12 protein-coding genes are annotated in these 19182 nt (G+C 38.4%); 3 read left to right on the forward strand and 9 right to left on the reverse strand.

Annotated elements, in window-relative coordinates:
- The 7 genes from CEF19_RS23455 to mnmH form a co-directional block, all read right to left on the reverse strand.
- Window positions 1-391 (reverse strand): response regulator (locus tag CEF19_RS23455; RefSeq protein ID WP_198510249.1); only part of this gene is annotated, 391 nt, incomplete at its 3' end.
- Window positions 392-396: 5 nt separating this feature from the next.
- Window positions 397-2184, reverse strand: a complete 1788-nt coding sequence (locus CEF19_RS06010) for a sensor histidine kinase (protein ID WP_100405249.1) — start codon at window positions 2182-2184, stop codon at window positions 397-399.
- A 230-nt stretch (window positions 2185-2414) separates the two neighbouring features.
- The gene (locus CEF19_RS06015) at window positions 2415-3254 is read right to left on the reverse strand and encodes a carbohydrate ABC transporter permease (RefSeq protein ID WP_227521927.1); all 840 of its coding nucleotides are present in this window, start codon (window positions 3252-3254) and stop codon (window positions 2415-2417) included.
- A gap of 23 nt (window positions 3255-3277) precedes the next feature.
- Entirely contained in the window at window positions 3278-4261 is a 984-nt protein-coding gene (locus tag CEF19_RS06020; protein ID WP_198510250.1) for a carbohydrate ABC transporter permease, read from the reverse strand.
- A 117-nt stretch (window positions 4262-4378) separates the two neighbouring features.
- Entirely contained in the window at window positions 4379-5659 is a 1281-nt protein-coding gene (locus tag CEF19_RS06025; RefSeq protein WP_100405250.1) for an extracellular solute-binding protein, read from the reverse strand.
- A 244-nt stretch (window positions 5660-5903) separates the two neighbouring features.
- Window positions 5904-8489, reverse strand: coding sequence for a glycoside hydrolase family 66 protein (locus tag CEF19_RS06030; RefSeq protein WP_227521928.1), 2586 nt, complete (start codon window positions 8487-8489; stop codon window positions 5904-5906).
- Window positions 8490-9611: 1122 nt separating this feature from the next.
- A complete protein-coding gene (mnmH, locus tag CEF19_RS06035) occupies window positions 9612-10691 on the reverse strand; it encodes a tRNA 2-selenouridine(34) synthase MnmH (protein ID WP_157800891.1) in 1080 nt (359 codons plus the stop codon).
- A gap of 326 nt (window positions 10692-11017) precedes the next feature.
- Between mnmH and CEF19_RS06040 the strand changes: the two genes are divergently transcribed.
- Both CEF19_RS06040 and CEF19_RS06045 read left to right on the forward strand, forming a co-directional pair.
- Window positions 11018-11458 carry a hypothetical protein gene (locus CEF19_RS06040; protein WP_100405252.1) on the forward strand — a complete coding sequence of 147 codons (441 nt, stop codon included), beginning with the start codon at window positions 11018-11020 and terminating at the stop codon, window positions 11456-11458.
- 379 nt (window positions 11459-11837) lie between these two features.
- Complete coding sequence (locus tag CEF19_RS06045; protein ID WP_100405253.1) at window positions 11838-12293, forward strand: DUF2188 domain-containing protein; 456 nt, start codon at window positions 11838-11840, stop codon at window positions 12291-12293.
- 93 nt (window positions 12294-12386) lie between these two features.
- Here CEF19_RS06045 and CEF19_RS06050 read toward each other — a convergent pair whose 3' ends face one another.
- Window positions 12387-14492, reverse strand: a complete 2106-nt coding sequence (locus CEF19_RS06050) for a beta-propeller domain-containing protein (RefSeq protein ID WP_100405254.1) — start codon at window positions 14490-14492, stop codon at window positions 12387-12389.
- A 312-nt stretch (window positions 14493-14804) separates the two neighbouring features.
- On the opposite strand from CEF19_RS06050, the gene uvsE reads away from it, so the two are divergent.
- On the forward strand, window positions 14805-15758 hold the full coding sequence (gene uvsE, locus CEF19_RS06055) for a UV DNA damage repair endonuclease UvsE (protein ID WP_100405255.1): 954 nt from the start codon (window positions 14805-14807) through the stop codon (window positions 15756-15758).
- Window positions 15759-16312: 554 nt separating this feature from the next.
- Here uvsE and CEF19_RS06060 read toward each other — a convergent pair.
- Window positions 16313-19108 (reverse strand): glycoside hydrolase family 3 protein, encoded by a 2796-nt coding sequence (locus tag CEF19_RS06060; protein ID WP_100405256.1) that lies wholly within the window; start codon window positions 19106-19108, stop codon window positions 16313-16315.
- Window positions 19109-19182: the final 74 nt, after the last annotated feature.

A 19182-nucleotide genomic window follows, 5' to 3' on the forward strand; every position in this document is an offset into this window, starting at 1 on the left:
TAATACTTTGTTCTTCATCTAATCTTTTTACGCATTTTTGAATTAATTGTAAAAATTCTTCTTGTTCTAATGTAGGCTTTAAAACGTAATCAATTGCTCCGTATTTTATACCCTCTTTGACATATGCAAACTCATTATAACTACTAATTAAGATGACTATTAATTTCGGGTAGAGATTCAATGCTTTTTTCATGAGAGTCAGGCCATCCATTATCGGCATTTTAATATCGGTAATTAAAATGTCCACATGATTTTCCTTCATTATACTAAAGGCCTCTTCCCCATTAGAAAAATCCCCTAGAAGAGATAATCCCTCTTTATCCCATTCTACAGAAGCCTTTAAACCAGAACGGATGACTGGCTCATCATCAACGATTATGATGTTATACATGATCCTCACCTCAGTTTTTTCGGTTTCACGATAAGCTCAACGATTGTTCCACTAGTGCTACTTTCGACTTTTACAGTAGAATCACTTTCAAAATAAAGGTTGACTGACTCAAATACATGAAGCAAACCTATTCCAACAGACGTATTAGGTGTGAATGCCGCTTGTTGAACCTGGCTTAATCTTTCCTTTTCCATTCCTCTACCATTATCATGAATAACTATTTCTACTCCATCGTCCATCTTCCGTCCAGATATTTTAATTATACCTTCTCTATCAGTTGGTACAATTCCATGAAAAATAGCGTTTTCAACAATAGGCTGAAGAAGCATTTGAGGAATTTGAAAGTCATTCACTTCAAGGTCAATATCTAATTGCAAATGAAAGGTTTGTTCATAACGAATTTGCATGATCTCAATAAACTTTTCTATAATGTTTAATTCTTCTTGTAGTGTAACAAACGTTCCTTTTTTGCCCATATTCGCTTCAAGTAACCTAGTTAGTGCAGACAAAGCTGTATTTGCCCGGTCAACCTGTTTGAATTTAACTAACCAACGAATTGTACTTAGTGTATTAAATAAAAAGTGTGGATTTATCCGGTGTTTTACCGCACGTAATTCTGCTTCTTTTTTTTGAACTTGTTCTATTTTCACTTGGTCAATTAAAAACTCAACCTTTTCAAGCATCCGATTAAACTCCCTGCTCATTACTCCAACTTCATCGGATGCCTGTACACTAGTTCTAACATTGAAGTTCCCTTCTCCTACAAGTTTCATCTGTCTTGTAAGCACTTTGATTGGATTAGTCACATGGTTAGCGAAAAAGATACCAATCATAATTGCTAAGATGCCAAAACCGATAGATGATAGGATTACAATGGTTTGAATCGTTAGTAATTGTCCGGTAATTTCTTGAATTGGGACGATTCCTACTATTGTCCATCCGTTTGAAATAGGTTGTTTTACTCCATAATATTTAAGTCCATCTTTTTCAAACTCAAACTCTATTTCATTTCTATTTATAGTGTGATGATACAACTCTTGATTTGAAATTAATTGGTTGACCTTCTCGAAATCTGTATCAATCATGATTTTTCCTTGTTGGTCAACAACAAAAAAACGTCCTGTTTTTCCTAAAGTAATCTGATTAATTTTTTCAAGTACTGCATTCCCATCAAGAAAAACTTGAATGTAAGCTATATTCTCTAAATTATTAAAGTCCTTCAATACCCGACTAATCGGTAAAACCAATTCGGTATGGTCACCTGCACCACTAAACTGATCATATTGAAGTCCCTGCCAAAATAAATCACCATCTAGTTCAATTGTTTCATTTAACCAATCTAGTTCCTGCAAATTATATTGAGAGTATTTAAACGATGAAAAATTACCACTCCCCCAACTTGTTCCTTCTTCCTTTAGAACATAAATCATGCCTACTATAGAGCTTGAATATATACTTTCGTTTAATAATGAACCCATAGCTTCATTATTTTTCTGGCGCTCATTAACCGGAAGTTCTGCATCTAGATCCTGTTTAACAATTGTCTGGAGCCTCTCGTTGCTATAGATGAAATCTGACACATCACTACCTGTTGTCAAAACATAAGACAGAGAATCAGCTGCTTGTCGGGCAATTTGCAATGAAGTTTCTCTTACATTTTCTTTTATAATGTTTGATGAGGATACATAAAAGAAAACATTATTAAATAGAGTAGGGATCAAACTCACAATTAGAATCACAAAGACAACTTTTGTAGCGAATCGATTTTTAATCAAGTTTTTATTGGTCATCATTTAATCCTCTTTATTCACACGACTTCTTGGTATCATCATAACTTTCTCATTATGTTCTAGCAAGTTACTACTTGTACGCAATCATAGCCATAGTTCTATACTTTAACTCAACTGTTGAACCAAAGAAGTATGCGTATAGTACTTTAATCAGGATCAGGATGCTGCTCTGCAACGATCCGTCATCACATTGAAGCGTGCATCTGTCTAAAGGTTACAAATATAGCTTTCTATTAACCTTTAACAGCTCCCTCACTTCCACCAGGTTGAACAAATTTCTTTTGGAAGATAATATAAATTACAATAACCGGAAGAATTGCAATAATTGACGCTGCAAACACTAACGACCAGTTACTTGCATGTTGTCCTTGGAACATCATTAAGGCGATTGGTAATGTTCGCATAGCTTCATCCTTAATAATCGTTAAAGCCACGAAATATTCATCCCATGTCCCTGAGAATGAGAAAATTGCCATCGTACCTAGAGCCGGCTTGGAGAGTGGTAAGTAAATATGCCGAAAAATACGCCAATTACCTCCCCCATCGATAAGGATTGATTCTTCTAAATCTTTTGGGATTGTCTCGAAGAATCCGCGCAGGAAGAAGGTTGAACCAACAATACCTCCACCGATATAAATCAACCATAATCCTAGATACGTGTTGACCAATCCGAGACTATTAATTACCGTAAATTGGGGAACTATGGCTAAGACAAGTGGGATCATCATCGTAAATAAAAAGGTTCTAAACAGGAACTCTTTGAAAGGAAATTCAAAGCGCACAAATGCATACGCAGTCAAAGCTCCTAAAAAAAGACCTACTGCCATCGCGACACCTGCTATGAGTAAACTGTTTAAAAAGTAACGATAAAACTGATAGCCGGTCCACACTTCAACATAATTGTCAAAATTCGGACGTGCGGCGAATACTTCATTTGGCCGCGGCAGTGAATAAGCACCCTTTAAAAAAGTCGTTAATATCATATAAATAAATGGGAACACAAACGCAATGACCCCGAGAATTAATATCGTATAAACAACAATTTTCCAAAATAAATTTTTTTTCTTATTCAATGTTATCCCTCCTCACCAATCTTTTAATAAAACTTCTGTTTTCCAATCTTCTTCTGCTGACTCCACGTTAATATGAAGATAGTGATACCCATCATGACCCCTAGTGCGGATGAATAACCAAAGTTAAGATTTTCAAAAGCTTCCGTATAAATCATACTTTGTAAAACTTCTGTTTGATTCATCGGTCCACCGCCAGTAATAAAGTATACTTGCGGAAAGATATTAAATGCGCCCATGACTAATTGAATCATAATGAAAATGGTTATAGGAGCAAGCATCGGGATCGTAATATATCGAAATAATTTTATACCATTTGCTCCATCTATTGTCGCAGCTTCATATAATGATTTCGGAATATTTTGTAGTGCTGCCAAGTAAATCACTACTGTCCAGCCTACCGTTTTCCAAATGTGGAATGCCCATATGACAAACATTGCGGACCATTGATTTTGTAACCATCCGATTGGTTGATTAATAATTCCTAATTGTGTATATAGCACATAGTTAATTAACCCACTCTCACCATCTGCAAATAAATAGCGGAATAAAAAAGCCACCACGATCCAAGAAGTAATAATCGGTAAATAATATAACGTCCTAAACGTAATTTTATATTTAATAAACTGTAAATTAATGAGTACTGCGAAAAATATTCCTAAAAACCAATTGATAGGAACGGTTACCACAGTATTTAAGAACGTATTTCTAACCGCATAACCAAATTTTTCGTCTTGAAATGCCTTCAAGTAATTTTCAAATCCAACCCATGGGCTATCGGCACCTGGCATAATACTATAATCTTGAAGGCTCATCACGACCCCTTTAAATAACGGGTAAATCACGAAGACTCCTGTACCAATTAACCCTAAAATCAAAAACGGAAAAACTTCTCTCCACTGTTTTAGCCCTTTTTTGATGCTCGTTCGTTCTTTTATTTTCTTCGGCCCTTTTTGTTTCATTTGGAGAAAACGTGTATTTCGAGCATTTCGAGCAGTTGAATAACTCAATATTCTTCACCTCTTTTACTAAAATTTTAGTAGGAAAGGGGGGACAAATGTCCCCTCGCCATAATCCTTTGCGTAATCAGCCGGGGTATGACCCTTTATAAGTCACTCTTTAAAATTTTAATTATCGATTATCACATCGGCTTTTCTTGCCGCATCATCCAATGCCTCTTTAGGTTCCATTTCTCCACGGATTACTTTTTCAACATTTAAAGTGATAACGGCCTCAACCTCGGCCCATTCTGCTAATGGTGTACGCGGTATAGCTGTATTTAGTTGCTCAACATACTGCTGAACAAATGGTAACTCTAAAAATTCTGGATCTTCTGCAGCTGCCATATTGGATGGAATAAGTCCTGTTTCTCTGGCCATAATTGCTTGTGGCTCTTCACTCGTCATCCATTTTGCAAACGTCCAAGCTGCTTCTTTATTTTTTGCGTTCTCAAAAATTACAAGGTTCTCTCCACCTATCACGGAACGGCTTCCACCATCCCCTTCTGGGATATTGGCCCAGACCGCATAATCTAATGGATTAGGTTTTCCTTTTTCATTCATTAAAATACTGAAAAACCAAGGTCCATCATCGATCATTAAATATTCGTCACGTTCAAGCCCCTCCCACGTTCCAGGTTCTCCACCCGTAAGAGTTGGGCTAACTAAACCTTCTTCTTGCCAACGAACGATTGTTTCTAAGGCTTTTACACTTTCATCGCTGTTCAAATACCCTTCAAATTGAGAATAATCCGCGTTGGTTAACGTTCCACCTAAACTCCCAAAGTATGGTAGAAAAGGCCAAGTACCATCAATGGCACCAATTGAAATTCCACCCTTTGCTCCTGCTTCAACAGCCTTCCGAGCAGCATCTTCGAGTTCTTCCATTGTTGCAGGAGCCTCACTATAACCAGCTTTCTCCAACAATGCTTTATTATAAATAGCTATTTTTGTATTGGTGTTAATTGGTAATCCATAATAACCATCGTTGTAAAAATTTGTAGCCATCGGTACTTCAAATAATTGTTCTTTTACTTCAGTAAAACCATCAAGCTCACTAACATTTGCTAATGCATTAAGTTCGGCAAATTCAGGCACCCACGCAAGGTCCATCCTCATTAAATCAGGAGAAGCATTCCCAGCTACTCCAGCAACAATCTGTTGCTTTAACCCCTCTACTGGTTGCCTAGTAAGCTTAAGTTCCATTTCCGGATATTCCTCTTCAAATGCTGGTTTAATTTGTTCTACTAATATTTTTTCTTCTTGCTCTCCATATGTGTGCCAGTAGTCTATTACTACTTTTGATCCATCACCATTACTTGATGCATCATCATTCGATGAACATGCAGCGCTTACAACAACAAGTAAGACCAACATTGATATGAATAAAGATACTTTTACTTTTTTCATTTTTTCATCCCCCTTGTATTTAAGTACATGTTTATTATCTACCGGAAACTATCTACATGAAACCGCTCACATTATGAATATGGTGTCTTATATTCCGATTAATTAATCTTGTTTTACCATATTTATCCAATGGTGTTTCATATCATTATAAAACAGTAGAATAAGACACCTTTTAAAAATATTTACATGCTCCTAAATATAAGAAAAGTCATAACCCTCTATCGGATCATGACTTTTCTTATATTTAATTAATTGAAAATGTTTTATTTTTAACTATTTCAACATCGTCAATTTGTAAGTTAGCAAAATCATCAGTAGCTTGATAGAACGCGATATTCAGCTCTCCATTTGCAACCTCAACAGTTCCGCTGATCTTTACGTACTCATTACCATGTAGAATGTCACTATAAAGCGTGTCACCACCGAAACCTGATAGCTCCATTCTGCTTACCGTAGGAGTACCCGTATTTTGCTTCACCATAGCAGTGACAGTGTAAGTGCCGTTTTCTATACGTGTAAGGTCTTGCTCTATTTTTTGTTCATAGGAATTATCACCCCAAAAGTAAGCCTTATATTCACCGCTATAGACATCGCTACCGTCGACGCCAACATTTGCACCTGATATATTCCAACCTCTTAGGTCTCCTCTTTCAAAACCACCGTTTATGATTTCAGCTGGCAAAGTAAATTCTTCTTCCTCATTAGATTCATCATTGCTCATATAGTTGATAAGCCTTTCAACGATCTCATTTAGGCTATCCCTTGCCTCAGGCTTGACGTTTCGATCATTTGATTTATGAGTTAAATGAGATAAATAACCTTCTAAGAATTTAATAGCTTGATCATTTGAACCTTTCTCTAAATTTTGATCTGATTGTTTAAGTTTATTGGTAAGTTGCTTAACCAAAGGACCTTTCAAATCACCATTTTTGATATAAGTATCCATCAATTGTGTTAATTCAACCCTCGGATCTTTTCCTTGATCAGATTTGTCCCCGCTCATATAAATCATGTTCCAGTATTCTAAAGACGGAACGGTAATTTTCACATAATTACCGTAATCATCACGGCCCTTTGTGAAAGCTAGTTCTTTGGAACGTCCATCATGTTCATCTGGTGAAGCCATCCATACAGAGTTCACTTCATCTGAATGATAATATTTCACTTCAAAGTTAGATATTTTGTCTGGGGTTTCCTTTTGACCATCGTTTGCTCTCCAGTCATTTTGACTTACTCCCAATAAGTTGATCATCTGGATGGTCTCATACTCACTATCTTTTTTACCATATGTCCAGATTGTATTTGGATCGCCATAAGGGGTATTTTCAAAGTCTAGTACTTCAATGCGGTTCTGTGTTTCTATTTGCCCATCTCGAAGTAAGTTTTGGTACGCAACAATAAAGTCATATTGTTTAGCTATACGTTGTTTTAATTCTTCATCCATATATAAGTGTTGAGCTGGGAAATATTCGTTGCTTAACATATTCCCATTATCGCCAAGCTCCATACGAGATCCACCTGCTGCATATACAGATGCACCCGTTAAAAGAACAGATGCTGTATTAAAAGGACTACCCGGGTTTTTCTCGCCGTAATCATAACTCATATAAGCAGGGATGACTAATGATTTTCCACCGCTTTCCTCTCTTGATCTCTCAATTTCTTTCTTTAAAGAGTAGTAAGATTCATATAGTTCTCCATCAATGTCTCTATCCCATGGCCAGATTTCTGAGTACAACACGTCTACATCACTTATATTAACCTTTTCAATCCCTTGTGCTCCAACTGGATTAAAAACCAGGTATTTATCTCCTATTGCTTCCTTAGCTGCGTTCAGGAATTCAGTGTATGTGTCTTTCACATAGAGCGTTTTCCCATCAGCCGTTTGCATCTCGCCCCATTCACCAACCGTATCAGAGTGCCAACCATCAAATTCAAAAGCATCAAACACTTTATTTGACTCAGCAAAGATATAATCTTGCCACTCCTTGTTGCTCATATCGAAGAAGTATAAATGGGTAATCCCTGTTGGAGTTGAATCTGACATTTTAAATTGAAAATGACCTTCTCCGTTATCGTTGTTTTCAGAATAATATAAAGCCCAGTCTTGCTTAACACCATCCTCTTCGTATCCTGAGACTGCAGCATACGCCATATTATAAGCCATGTTGACCATGTTTACGTCGTGAGCTTCAGAAATATAACTGGTAACTGAATCCCCATAAATCTTTCTACCCGACCAGTCGTCCCAAACTTCCAAGTTATCAGCTACTGGCTTATGATGACGATATTTCCAATCATAATATTGCAGGGCGTTGATATGGTAATCCTTTAGTTTTTCAATTCTTTTGGCAGCATCAACATCCTCTGTAAAATCCCATACATAACCATAACGGGGGAACTTTGTCCATGATGACGAAACATCAACACCTACTGTGTTAGAATCTATAAGATTATTAGATGAATCTCTGATATCTACTTCAATTAAATACCCTTTAAAATCTGTTGAAGGAGCTTCCCAGTTTGCTACAATTCTGTCATCTTCATTATTTGTTAAAGCAAATGACTTTTCAATCGTTGAACCAATCTGACTTTCAATGTGTTTGGCGTTAATCTCAACAGTCCCAGTAAAGTCACTTCCCGTTGTATTTTTTAGGTTAATACGAATCTCAATAGTGTCTCCTGGGTCATACATAGCTTTATCAGTTGTTACTCTTTGTATCATCTCCCCTTTACTTGTTGCAATTGAAGTATTCGGTAAAAACGATGCGCTAGTTAAAAGCATTGTTCCTGTGAGTATCATTGCTACCAGGCTTTTAAAACTCTTCACTCTACAAAACCTCCATTTTTAGTGATTAGTTTTCTTTTCTGTCGAATTTCAATTTGTTGTCGTTTTTTTAGTGCATTTTGGACGCTTTCCTTTGTTATTATAAATTTCCCTCAAGTTACACACTTTACGTCAATAATGTAAACGTTTTCTTTTCATTTCAAAATTTTTTTGGGTGTTATTTAGTAATTGTGCAATGTGGATTGAATCCAAAGAAACATTTCTAAACTAAGTTTATAGCCCCCTTTCATTTTCTCCATTGTCGATCAGTTATTTTATCTTACATTATTTCTAACTCATTTCTATAGTAATTTTGTAAGCGCTTAACTTAATGCACTATTTTCTGGATAATGAACACCAAAGTAGAAGAGGCCACACATATAAAAACAAATTAAAGGTTATTTGTTTAAGGAATGGATAAATCCACATTATTTCACCGAGAGAACAGTAGGTGTTCCGATATCAGCACCCGCCTCATTGATCTCCGCTCCCCACCTTCCATATACTTTCTCCGCCACGAATAACTCCGTTTATTTCTAACTTTCCTCCTGCATGAATTTTCATATTCACACACCCTTTTCCAGTAATTTTCACGTTCCCACTATGCCCCAATACTTCCCGCGCGAACACGTTACCACAATGGTTCTACTCCCTGATAAAAAAACCAGTAAGACACAACAATCGTATCTTACTGGTTTTATTTTCATCATTCCTTACTATTTTAAGAATCTTTTTCTTCTACTTTTTTTGGACCATTTCGAATTGTTTTCATGTCAAAATAGGCATCTAGTGCATCTTTCGCGATATCTTGAGCAATCCCTTGTGTCCCGCCATGTGAGTCTAACTTAACATCAGGGACTACAGGTAAATGATGACCCAGTCTTTTAAATCACGTTTCACAATAGCAAAAGGTAAAAGAAATAACGCGATTATGGTACTACTATACAAAAAGGAATACTCTTTTCCTCTATCCATGTAAATAACCACCTTATGTAATAAGGTGCCTATTATTTTAGATAAAATGCATTTTTTATATTCAAGAGTACCCTGCTTTTTGTAAATTTCTATTACTTTTACCTTTTGCCATATATTATTCTAAAATTTTATCAGTATTAGTCCAAGGGCCTAAACATACAAATGAGTTGCGGTATTCTTTTCTAGGATTTTGGATATGCTTTGTTTTACAGCATCATACCCTTGGGGTAAAGTGGTTATATAGAGAATTGCATTATTTTTAGTTTCTTTGAAGGCATGTTTATATCTGGGATCGTAGTATTCCGTAAGTAAGTATGATACAAAACCCGGATAATCTTTTTTCTCAAAAGAAGTAAGAATGTTTGAGAACATCTCTGATGACAAACGTTTTTTAATTATAAATAAGGCTTCACGAAACTCATCATGGAATGCTTCGAACGAGTAAGTATCGCAAATTGTTTTAACACGAAAATCAATGGGAGCTTCTAGAAAAATACTGTAAGCACGTTCTTTTCCTTTTAACATAAAATCAGGCAATATCAAATTTCCTATACGCTTACTTTCAGCTTCAATAATAACGTATGATGAATCTTTTAACTGTTCAAGTCTTGACCACAAACGGGATTCAAATTCTTTTTGGCTAATTGGAACTAGTCCAATTCCGCCAAACACAGAGCCACGATGGTTGGCTAAGCCTTCAATATCGATTACCGGGTAGCCTTCTTTTTGCAGTTCTAATAAAATATCTGTTTTTCTTGTACCAGTTAGACCTTCTAGGACGATAAAGTCTTTTTCATCGTGTGTACCTGCTTTGAAGGAGCTAGTAATTACTTGTCTAAATGAGCGAATTCCACCATTTAATTGGACCACGGGTAAGCCTAGCATTGCCATAACGGAGGCCACACTATAACTTCTCATCCCACCTCGCCAGCAATAAATAATCAGCTCCGTATTTTCATTATTTTGATGTAGTTCTTTAAAGGCTGCATGCAACTCTGGAAGCTTCTCTGATAGTATTTTAACCCCACGATCTTTAGCTTCTTCTGGCCCCATTTGATGATAAGTGGTGCCTATATCCACACGTTCTTCATTATTAAACAAAGGGATATTAATGGATGATGGAATATGAAATTCCTCAAATTCTTTAGGGGATCGTACATCTATAAATAGGATATTCCCTTTAAGTGCTTCGTCGATATCTATGGTCGGGACCTGTAATTTTCTTGTCATGAACATCATCCTTTTTTGTGAATACTGTAGGCTATATTCAGTAGATTCATTGTAACATAGCATGCACATCAACTACGAACATGTTCGAAAACTCACAGACTACCTATAGTTTTAATGCTTTTAGGAGTTTTTATTAGTAAGTTACTCTTTAACGATAGTGGCTCAGTCATGATTAATAACCACTAACTTGTAATTTTGTTAACAAACCTCTTATTAACTTAATTTGAATAATTTAGAAGTAGTATGAATTTCCAGGTTGAATATAGTGCATGAACAGAAAGTCTACTAAAAACCCTATAAATCTTCAAACCAAGGAGGAAAAACTAATGCCAAAACTCACCAATCCAATTCGTATCCGTTTTAATGCTGTACTACTTGTGGTTTCTGGAATCCTATTTTTACTTTATCCAGCTATTCGTCCCTTTTCCGATGAAACATCCTTGCAATGGGCAATAGCTTTTGCCTCCACTGAATGGCAAGGCGCACATATGCTAGCCATGGTATCCTTCACGTTATTACAGCTTGGTTTACGAGGGCTTCATCATTCCATGGAAGAAACACACGTCAATTCATTAACATATTGGGCGGTCATCTTGTGTTTGATAGGAACAGGTTTAACATTACCATTTTACGGTGGGGAGACTTATGGTCTACATGCCATAGGGCAAGAGGCGGTAAAGCAACAGGCGGCTACACTAGTTAACTTGCAGAGATCGTTCGTTCTGGTCCAGGTCTTGTTATGTTCCTTTTTGGCCTGCTTCTATTAGCCATTGCCTCGATTCTAGTGGCTATTGCAATCTGGCGGTCGGGTAAATACCCGAAATGGATTGGCATTCCTTTCGCTTTCGGGATGACGTTATATGCCCCGCAATTCTTCGGTGAGCAATCTCTTCGAGTAGCCCATGGATTGCTAGTAGCCATTGGGTGTATTTGTATAGGCGTGGTCTTATTAAAGCATAGTAATCAGATTAAAAACCAAAAAACACAGCTAAAAAGAGAGATAACAAGCCACTAATCCTTTACACCGATTGTGCACCAAAGTTTTTCATATGTCTGACTAACAGCAACTAGTCATTCTATCTTAGCATGTTTATTTTTTTTGATACGGGGAAAACAAGAATCATCATAACGTTGGAGGTGGCGCCCGTGCCGTGGGACACAAACGATTATCCAAGTTCCTTAAAAAATTTGGATACCGCTGTTCGAAAAAAAGCCATTGATATTGCCAATGCGATGGTCGAGGAAGGGTACGATGATAGCCGTGCGATTCCAATTGCAACAAAGCAGGCAAAGGAATGGTATAAAAATGCGGATGAAAAAGAAATTAATCAGATTGTGCAAAAGAGCAATAAAGAATTGAAATCGCATAACAAAGATAGTAGCAACCGGCCAGAGCTGATGGACAAAGGCGAGCATGTTCTCGCACATAAGGACGGCTGGGCCGTGCAAGCCGAAGATTCAAAACAGCCATCTCACGTGTTTGAAAAAAAAGAAGACGCGATTGCCCGAGCACGAACCATCGCGAAAAACAAAGAAACGCATTTGGTTGTCCATACGAAGGATGGCAAAGTGCAGGAAAAGACTTCTTATGAAGTGAAATAGCCAAGAGGACCGAGGGTCCTCTTGGCTATAATAATCAAATCGTGTTTCTTCTAAAGTGCGATATTACTTCTAACTTTGAGCTAAGTTCTTTACTCAGTAGGTAACCTCCCCAACTATTTTGTACGTCTCTTCATCATATGCTCTTACGCCGCCCGGCAAAAGCGTAAACAGAAAGCCGTTTGCATATACGCTTCGCTGTACGGTCTGCTCGTAGCTTTCATACAACTGTCCTTCACTTTCATTAACGAGACGCGCAAGTTGTTCAATGCCTTCAGGAGTAATCTTATACACCATTGCCCCCTGCCCATCAAATGTCCAATCCTCTCCTCGAGACGAGGCTTTTGTATTATACAAGTGAATCGGAAACGCATACACCGGATTTTCTGGGTGAACCGTCAAAGCCTTATGGTTGTGCATCAACTCCGAATAAGTCCCTTCGCCCCCGATTACTTCTACAAATTTCTCTTTCGGATTATGGAAATCTGTTACATCAAAAACCGAAATCTTCATCCCCGCCTGCCGTACGATCGGTTCAGTTCCCTGTTTCTCCGGCTTAACGAGCTTTGTTTCCATACCGAATCCGATGAGATGATTCTCATCTATCGGGTGTAGGTATGTGCTTACTCCTGGAATCTTCAATTCGCCGAGCACTTCAGGATTCGTTGGGTCTGTTGCATCTATAACAAACAACGGATCCATTTCCCGAAATGTCACCATATAAATCATGTTGTCCATAAAACGTGCCGAATAAATACGTTCTTCCGGTGCCAAATCTCCAATGTGACCAATTTCGTTTAATTGGCCATCTAAAATAAACACATGGTTTTTCGAATTGCGGAGATCACCCCATGCCTGCCCCTCCGTCGTAGCTATGCGAAAATTCTCTTCGTGCTCATCCATGGAAAATTGATTCAACACCGTTCCAGTTACGCTGGCCGAGGCGACAAACGGAACTTCCATGCCATTTAAAGCAAACTTGTAGATGTCAGTACTTGTCTCTTCACTTGATCCTTTATAGACGTTAGCTGCGAGATACAGATGATTTTTTGACATATACATCTGCCCTCCAGCTCCAACATATGCTTCTACACTCGCAGCCACCGTTGCCTGATTCACGTCCACTGCTGTAATGACCGTATAGGAGCTATCATTACTGTTTGGTATACGGGCAATATCATCAAGTGACACCTGTTTGTAATTGGCACCATCATACGCCAGTGGTCGTACGCTTACTTCCTCTTTCGTCATCGGTCGAATCATCGGATTGTAGGTGGTGATATAATAAAGATGCCCGTCTACCATACGGGAACTGACAAGGTTTCCTTCCATACCTGTTTCTCCAAAGAGTTTCGGATTCTTGCGATCGGTTACGTCATAAACACGGGCAATCGTCATGGTGCCCATCGTTGGCATCATACTTATCTCATTAGTTCTGATATGCCCTGGATCTTGCCACTCGTTCCCAATTACAACAATCATATCACCAGCTAAAAAAAGATCGGAGGCATAAAAATTCTTTTCAAACGCAATGGTTGATTCAACGATTATCTTTGATGGATTTTTAATATTGCTAATCTTGATCCCTTCCTCAGTCGCTTGGTAGATAAATTCACCGTCGGTTTGTACAATATCTGACTCAAAGACGCCTGAAACCTGATTGTTCGTCTGAGAATGTCCGTTCGCCATACCACTCGCTGTTGAAAAGTCCGCTGCCTCCTCAGTGGCGCTCATCTCTCTGCTACCCTTATTATTAGATGAGGCCACTTTTTCTATATAAGTACGAAGCTCTTCATCAGTAGTAAAACGAGGCAATTCCTCCTGCACTGAAAAAGAAAAGCGCTGCTCGCCACGAAGAGGAAGGCCATAAGCCGAACGAACGTCATTAGCAAGATGAAGCGTGTATTTTTTTTCGTCAGCTTGCCATTCCCCTTTTTCGACTGTCACTCTAAGCGTTTTGCCGTTAGAAGATAGTTCCACTCCTGCTAGAACGCGTTCCCCCTTGCTATCCGTGACATAGACTGTTTCCGAGGTAACCGTGTCAGGGTTTAGCGCTGCGGAGAACTGTACTGGAAAGGAATGACCAGCTAGCACTTCTCCTCCTTCAACGTTAATGGCAGGAGTAAATCGAAAAAGGCCAATTACGACTAGTATTAGAACAAGAATTCCTCTCCCTGTAAGCCACATGATTCGCTGGTTCATGATGTAATCTCCTTTCTATTTCTTTGTTTATGTAACGTCGCTGCCAAGAAAAAGGTGACACAAAGTTCTGCTTCCGTATAGCAACAAAGCTATATCATCCTGCTGAAATGTTGTCGTTATTAACTCTATAAATAATAACTTTCTAGTGGGAGTGGACCCTTGCAAATATGGCATTCCTAGTTTTGTAACAGAATTACTTATGTAAATCCACTAACACATATAGCTTTCGGATTGCCTTTTGGGTCGTATGAAGTTCTATAGTTCGTCCACACTAAATAATATCTATCACAACTTACAAGGTGGAATGAAACAATGATCCTCAGATTCGGTTACGTCTCAACAGCGCTTTCGCTGTGGGAAGCCTCCCCTTCACGAACCTTAACATTTACCAATTGGAAAAAACTTGACGAAAATACTTGTAACGAAAAGCTATATGCTGCCACAGAGCAAAATTTAAGAAATACGATTCGCGCCCTTCATTACAATATCGCCCATGGCTTCCACCTTTACCGAATGTCATCGTCTCTCGTCCCGCTTGCTACACATCCAGAGGTAAGATGGGATTATTTAACTCCATTTGGGCACCTTTTTAAAGAAATCGGCGATTTAATTAAAAATTCCGCCATGCGTGTTAGCTTCCACCCTAGTCAATTCACGTTATTTACTAGTCCAAAAGAGCCCGTGACAGAAAACTCTATCACCGACATGATCTATCATTACAATATGCTTAGAGCGATGGAAGTGCACGGGGATGCTACAATAAATATTCACATCGGTGGGGCATACGGAGATAAAGAAGCTGCTATCTCTAGATTCGACCATAACTTCAACAAACTTAATCCTAGCATCAGGAAACAAACGACACTTGAGAACGACGATAAAACCTATACGGCAGAGGAAACACTACAGGTTTGTGAGCAACATTCATTACCATTCGTATTTGATTATCATCATCACTTGGCAAACCCTGGTAACGAAGAATTCGCAGACTTACTACCTAGACTGTATGCAACGTGGCAGGAAACAAATAAGACGCCCAAGTTCCACCTTTCCTCCCCGCGATCAGCAACTGTTTTTAGAGCCCATGCGGAATACGTTGATTTGGATTTTGCTCTCCCCTTCATTAATACTCTCAAATCTTTTGGACAATCTGCAGATATTATGATCGAGGCCAAATCAAAAGATAAAGCTGCATTAAAGCTTGTGGAAGAGCTATCAAAGGTTCGCGGTTTTAAACGGATTGATGGTGGGACGATTATGGTTTAGGAAGGGAGTGAAGCGAATTATGGCTTTTGAAGATTAATAAAGCATACCTCTAATATACTAGCAGGACCGATACAAGACTTTTCCAAATGAAATAGGGTGTCTCATTGAACTTCGAGACACCCTCCTCCTTTTATTCTACAACTTTTAATCTGACCTCAACTTCGACTCCAAGTGGAAAAAATTCAAACGTTACTGTCGAATCCTCTTCTACATATTCTAAAAACTCACTCGTCAAATAAAATTAGCCGTTACTTGAGTAAAAATCATCTCGGTAGTTTGTATACAATGTCCAGTTCCATTGCTCTTCAAGTACTGGTGTACCAGAGGAATCAACGATAGCCTTAACTGTTGCTAATTCCGTCCCGTTTAAAGAAGCAGGAATTCGCAGATCCTCAGAAATTGTTTTTGTTTTATCTATTGTCTACGAGTAAACATCAAATCAAAGAATCACTCCCGTATATGATTTTTACTTGATTCTACCTGTGTAACATGCTCCCACTTCACCTTCAGTTTCAGTTTTGGCAAAAACAAAATTAAAGAAACGTTTAGACATCTCAGGTTTTTTGTACCTTAAGCGAGTGGACACTCACCTCTCCATCGATGCTAATCAAAATATTTTGCTCACCCGAAAGTTCACCGATATCAACAAACAACATTTTACTTTCTTCACTTTTATTAACACCTGCAGAACCGAGAAGCTTGCCCGCAGACCCATTGATTCGAACGTCTATTTTTGAATTTGTGTGAGAAAACACTGTAATCACCAATTGATGCTTCGTTTTCTTGCGTTTAAAGTCAACGTTATGGAAGGAAATTGATCCACCTGTTGGTTTTGTACGAACACAATAACCACCCTCGCTCCATTCCTCTATGAAGACATTTTCATACTCGTCATAATTTATGGCCGGAACAAATTCATCTAGCTTTCGAGGTGGAATAACCTCCCCCTCAATTTGAACCTCTTGGCTTGCTACAATATCATCTGAAGACCGACCAATCATAAAATTGTAACTGCCGGATTCTATACAATACTGGTCTTGTGTTACATCCCAAATAGCTAGATCCATTACAGAGACACGCAAGGTAACTTGTTTCCGCTCATAAGGCTTCAGAGAAATACGTTTAAACCCTCTTAGTGTCTTTAATGGACGCTTAATACGAGATTTCATTTTTCGAACATACAGTTGAACCACTTCGTCACCTGTATAGTCCCCACTATTTTCAATTGTTATCGTAACATCAATCGCGGATTCAACTGGTTCTTGATTTAATTTTAAGTCACTATACGTAAACGTCGTATAACTTAACCCATGACCAAATGGATAAAGTACCTTCCCATCAAAATATTGATACGTTCGTTTTCCTTTAATAATGTCGTAATCCATCAGATTAGGAAGAGATGCGGAAGAGCGATACCACGTCATACTTAGACGACCAGCTGGATTATACTCACCGAAGAGTACATTAGCGACTGCATGTCCAAGCTCTTGTCCAGCATGGGAGGAGTAAACAATTGCGGGTACATGGTTGTCGGCCCAATTAATTGCAAACGGATAACTACCAACAACCACGACAACGGTTTTTGGATTTGCTTTATACACTTCTCTAATTAATAGTTCCTGTTGTGGAGGTAATGTTATATCCTCACGATCTATACATTCTTTTCCATTAATAAAAGGGCTATTGCCAACGAAAACGAATGCGACATCAGCCTCTTCTGCAGCCTTTACCGCTTCTGTCAGTCCGTCCTCGGTTACAATCACTTCAAACGTTTGACTCGTCTGTTCTGTCACCGTTAATACTCCATTTTCAGAGATGCTTACGAATTGATTGTCCCAGGTTCTCAATTTTGCCGTGCCATTTTCTTGTTTCACAAATGAAAAGGCTTCTTTTACAAACCATCCACGCGCTTCTTCGGCCGTTGCAACTAAGTACTGGTCTTCCGTTACAAACTTTCCAGTAGTAACGGATTTTAACGTATGTTGTTCCCAACCCCAATCAGTTCGCTCAAACGATTCTGCCTTTTCTCCATCTTCAGTTAAGATAAGCTGCTGGGTATCGGCATCAATTTCAACATAAAGACCACTTACAACATCACGGAGTTTTATAAAATCATTTCCTCTATTTAAACATGCTTTATTCTTCTCCAGTGTTTCTTTTATGGCTTCAAACGGGTTTATTTTGTAAGGTGGGGTCCCACTATACCAATCAACATGAACATCATTTGCTAGTGGTCCTAACACGGCAACGTTATTGAGTTTCTCTTTTTTCAATGGAAGAAGCCCATCATTTTTTAATAACACAACCTGTTCCAGTGCCGCACGATAAGAAAGCTTAGCATGTTCCTTAGCACATAGTTTTGACTCGGGTACATTTGCGTATGGATTTCGATCATCTGGGTCAAATTCTCCAAGACGAAAGCGAACACCAAATGTGCGTTGAAGTGCTTTGTCTAAATCTTCTTCTTTTAAAATCCCTTGATCCAATGCAGCATGAATGGCTTGACAGCTCACCTCTGCGTCATCGGTAATACTATCAATTCCACATTTAATCGATTCAGCTAATGCCTCTACATGTGTATCGACATACTTATGATCGTTAACAATTCCTAACACATCGCCAGCGTCACTAACTATAAATCCATCCATTTTCCATTTCTCTTTCACGATTTCATTAACATAAGGATGTAAAAGTGCCGGTGTTCCGTTAATAGAGTTATAGGCTGTCATCATCGATTTTGCTTTTCCCTCAACAAATGCTGGCTCAAATGCTTTTAAATAGTATTCAAACATGTTCCTTGGGTCGATACTTGCAGAGCACTCACCACGATTAACTTCATTGTTATTTCCTAGAAAATGCTTTAACGTTGCGACTGTTTTTAAATAAAAAGGATCCTCTCCTTGCATTCCTTGCACAAATGCTTTTGTCAGTTCTCCTGTTAGATGCGGATCTTCGCCGTATGACTCCTCAGTTCTCCCCCATCTCGGGTCCCTTTCCATATCTACAGTTGGAGCCCATAGGGTTAAACCATTTACAGCTGGAGCCTTTTGGTAATACACGCGCGCTTCATCACCAATGACATCGCCAATTTCCTTCATTAATTTGGGATTCCACGTATTCGATAAACCGATATTTTGTGGAAAGACCGTTGCTTCTCCTAGCCAAGCAATCCCATGAGCTGCTTCTGTCCCGTGCTTATAAGGGGCAACCCCTAATCTATCCACTTCAGGTTGATACTGCATCATCAATTGAACTTTTTCTTCTAGTGTAAATCTTGAAACAAGATCTTGTACGCGTTCTTTTAATGAGAGTTCGACCTCTAGAAATGGGAACTTGGTTGTATTTGACACGAAATCAACTCCTATACTTTTAGCTTGGTCATTGCCCCAAAGATTTCATATACTCCTTGGGACAATGACTATTT

It is taken from the genome of Bacillus solitudinis (genome assembly GCF_002797395.1).
GTDB lineage: Bacteria > Bacillota > Bacilli > Bacillales > Bacillaceae_D > Halalkalibacter_A > Halalkalibacter_A solitudinis.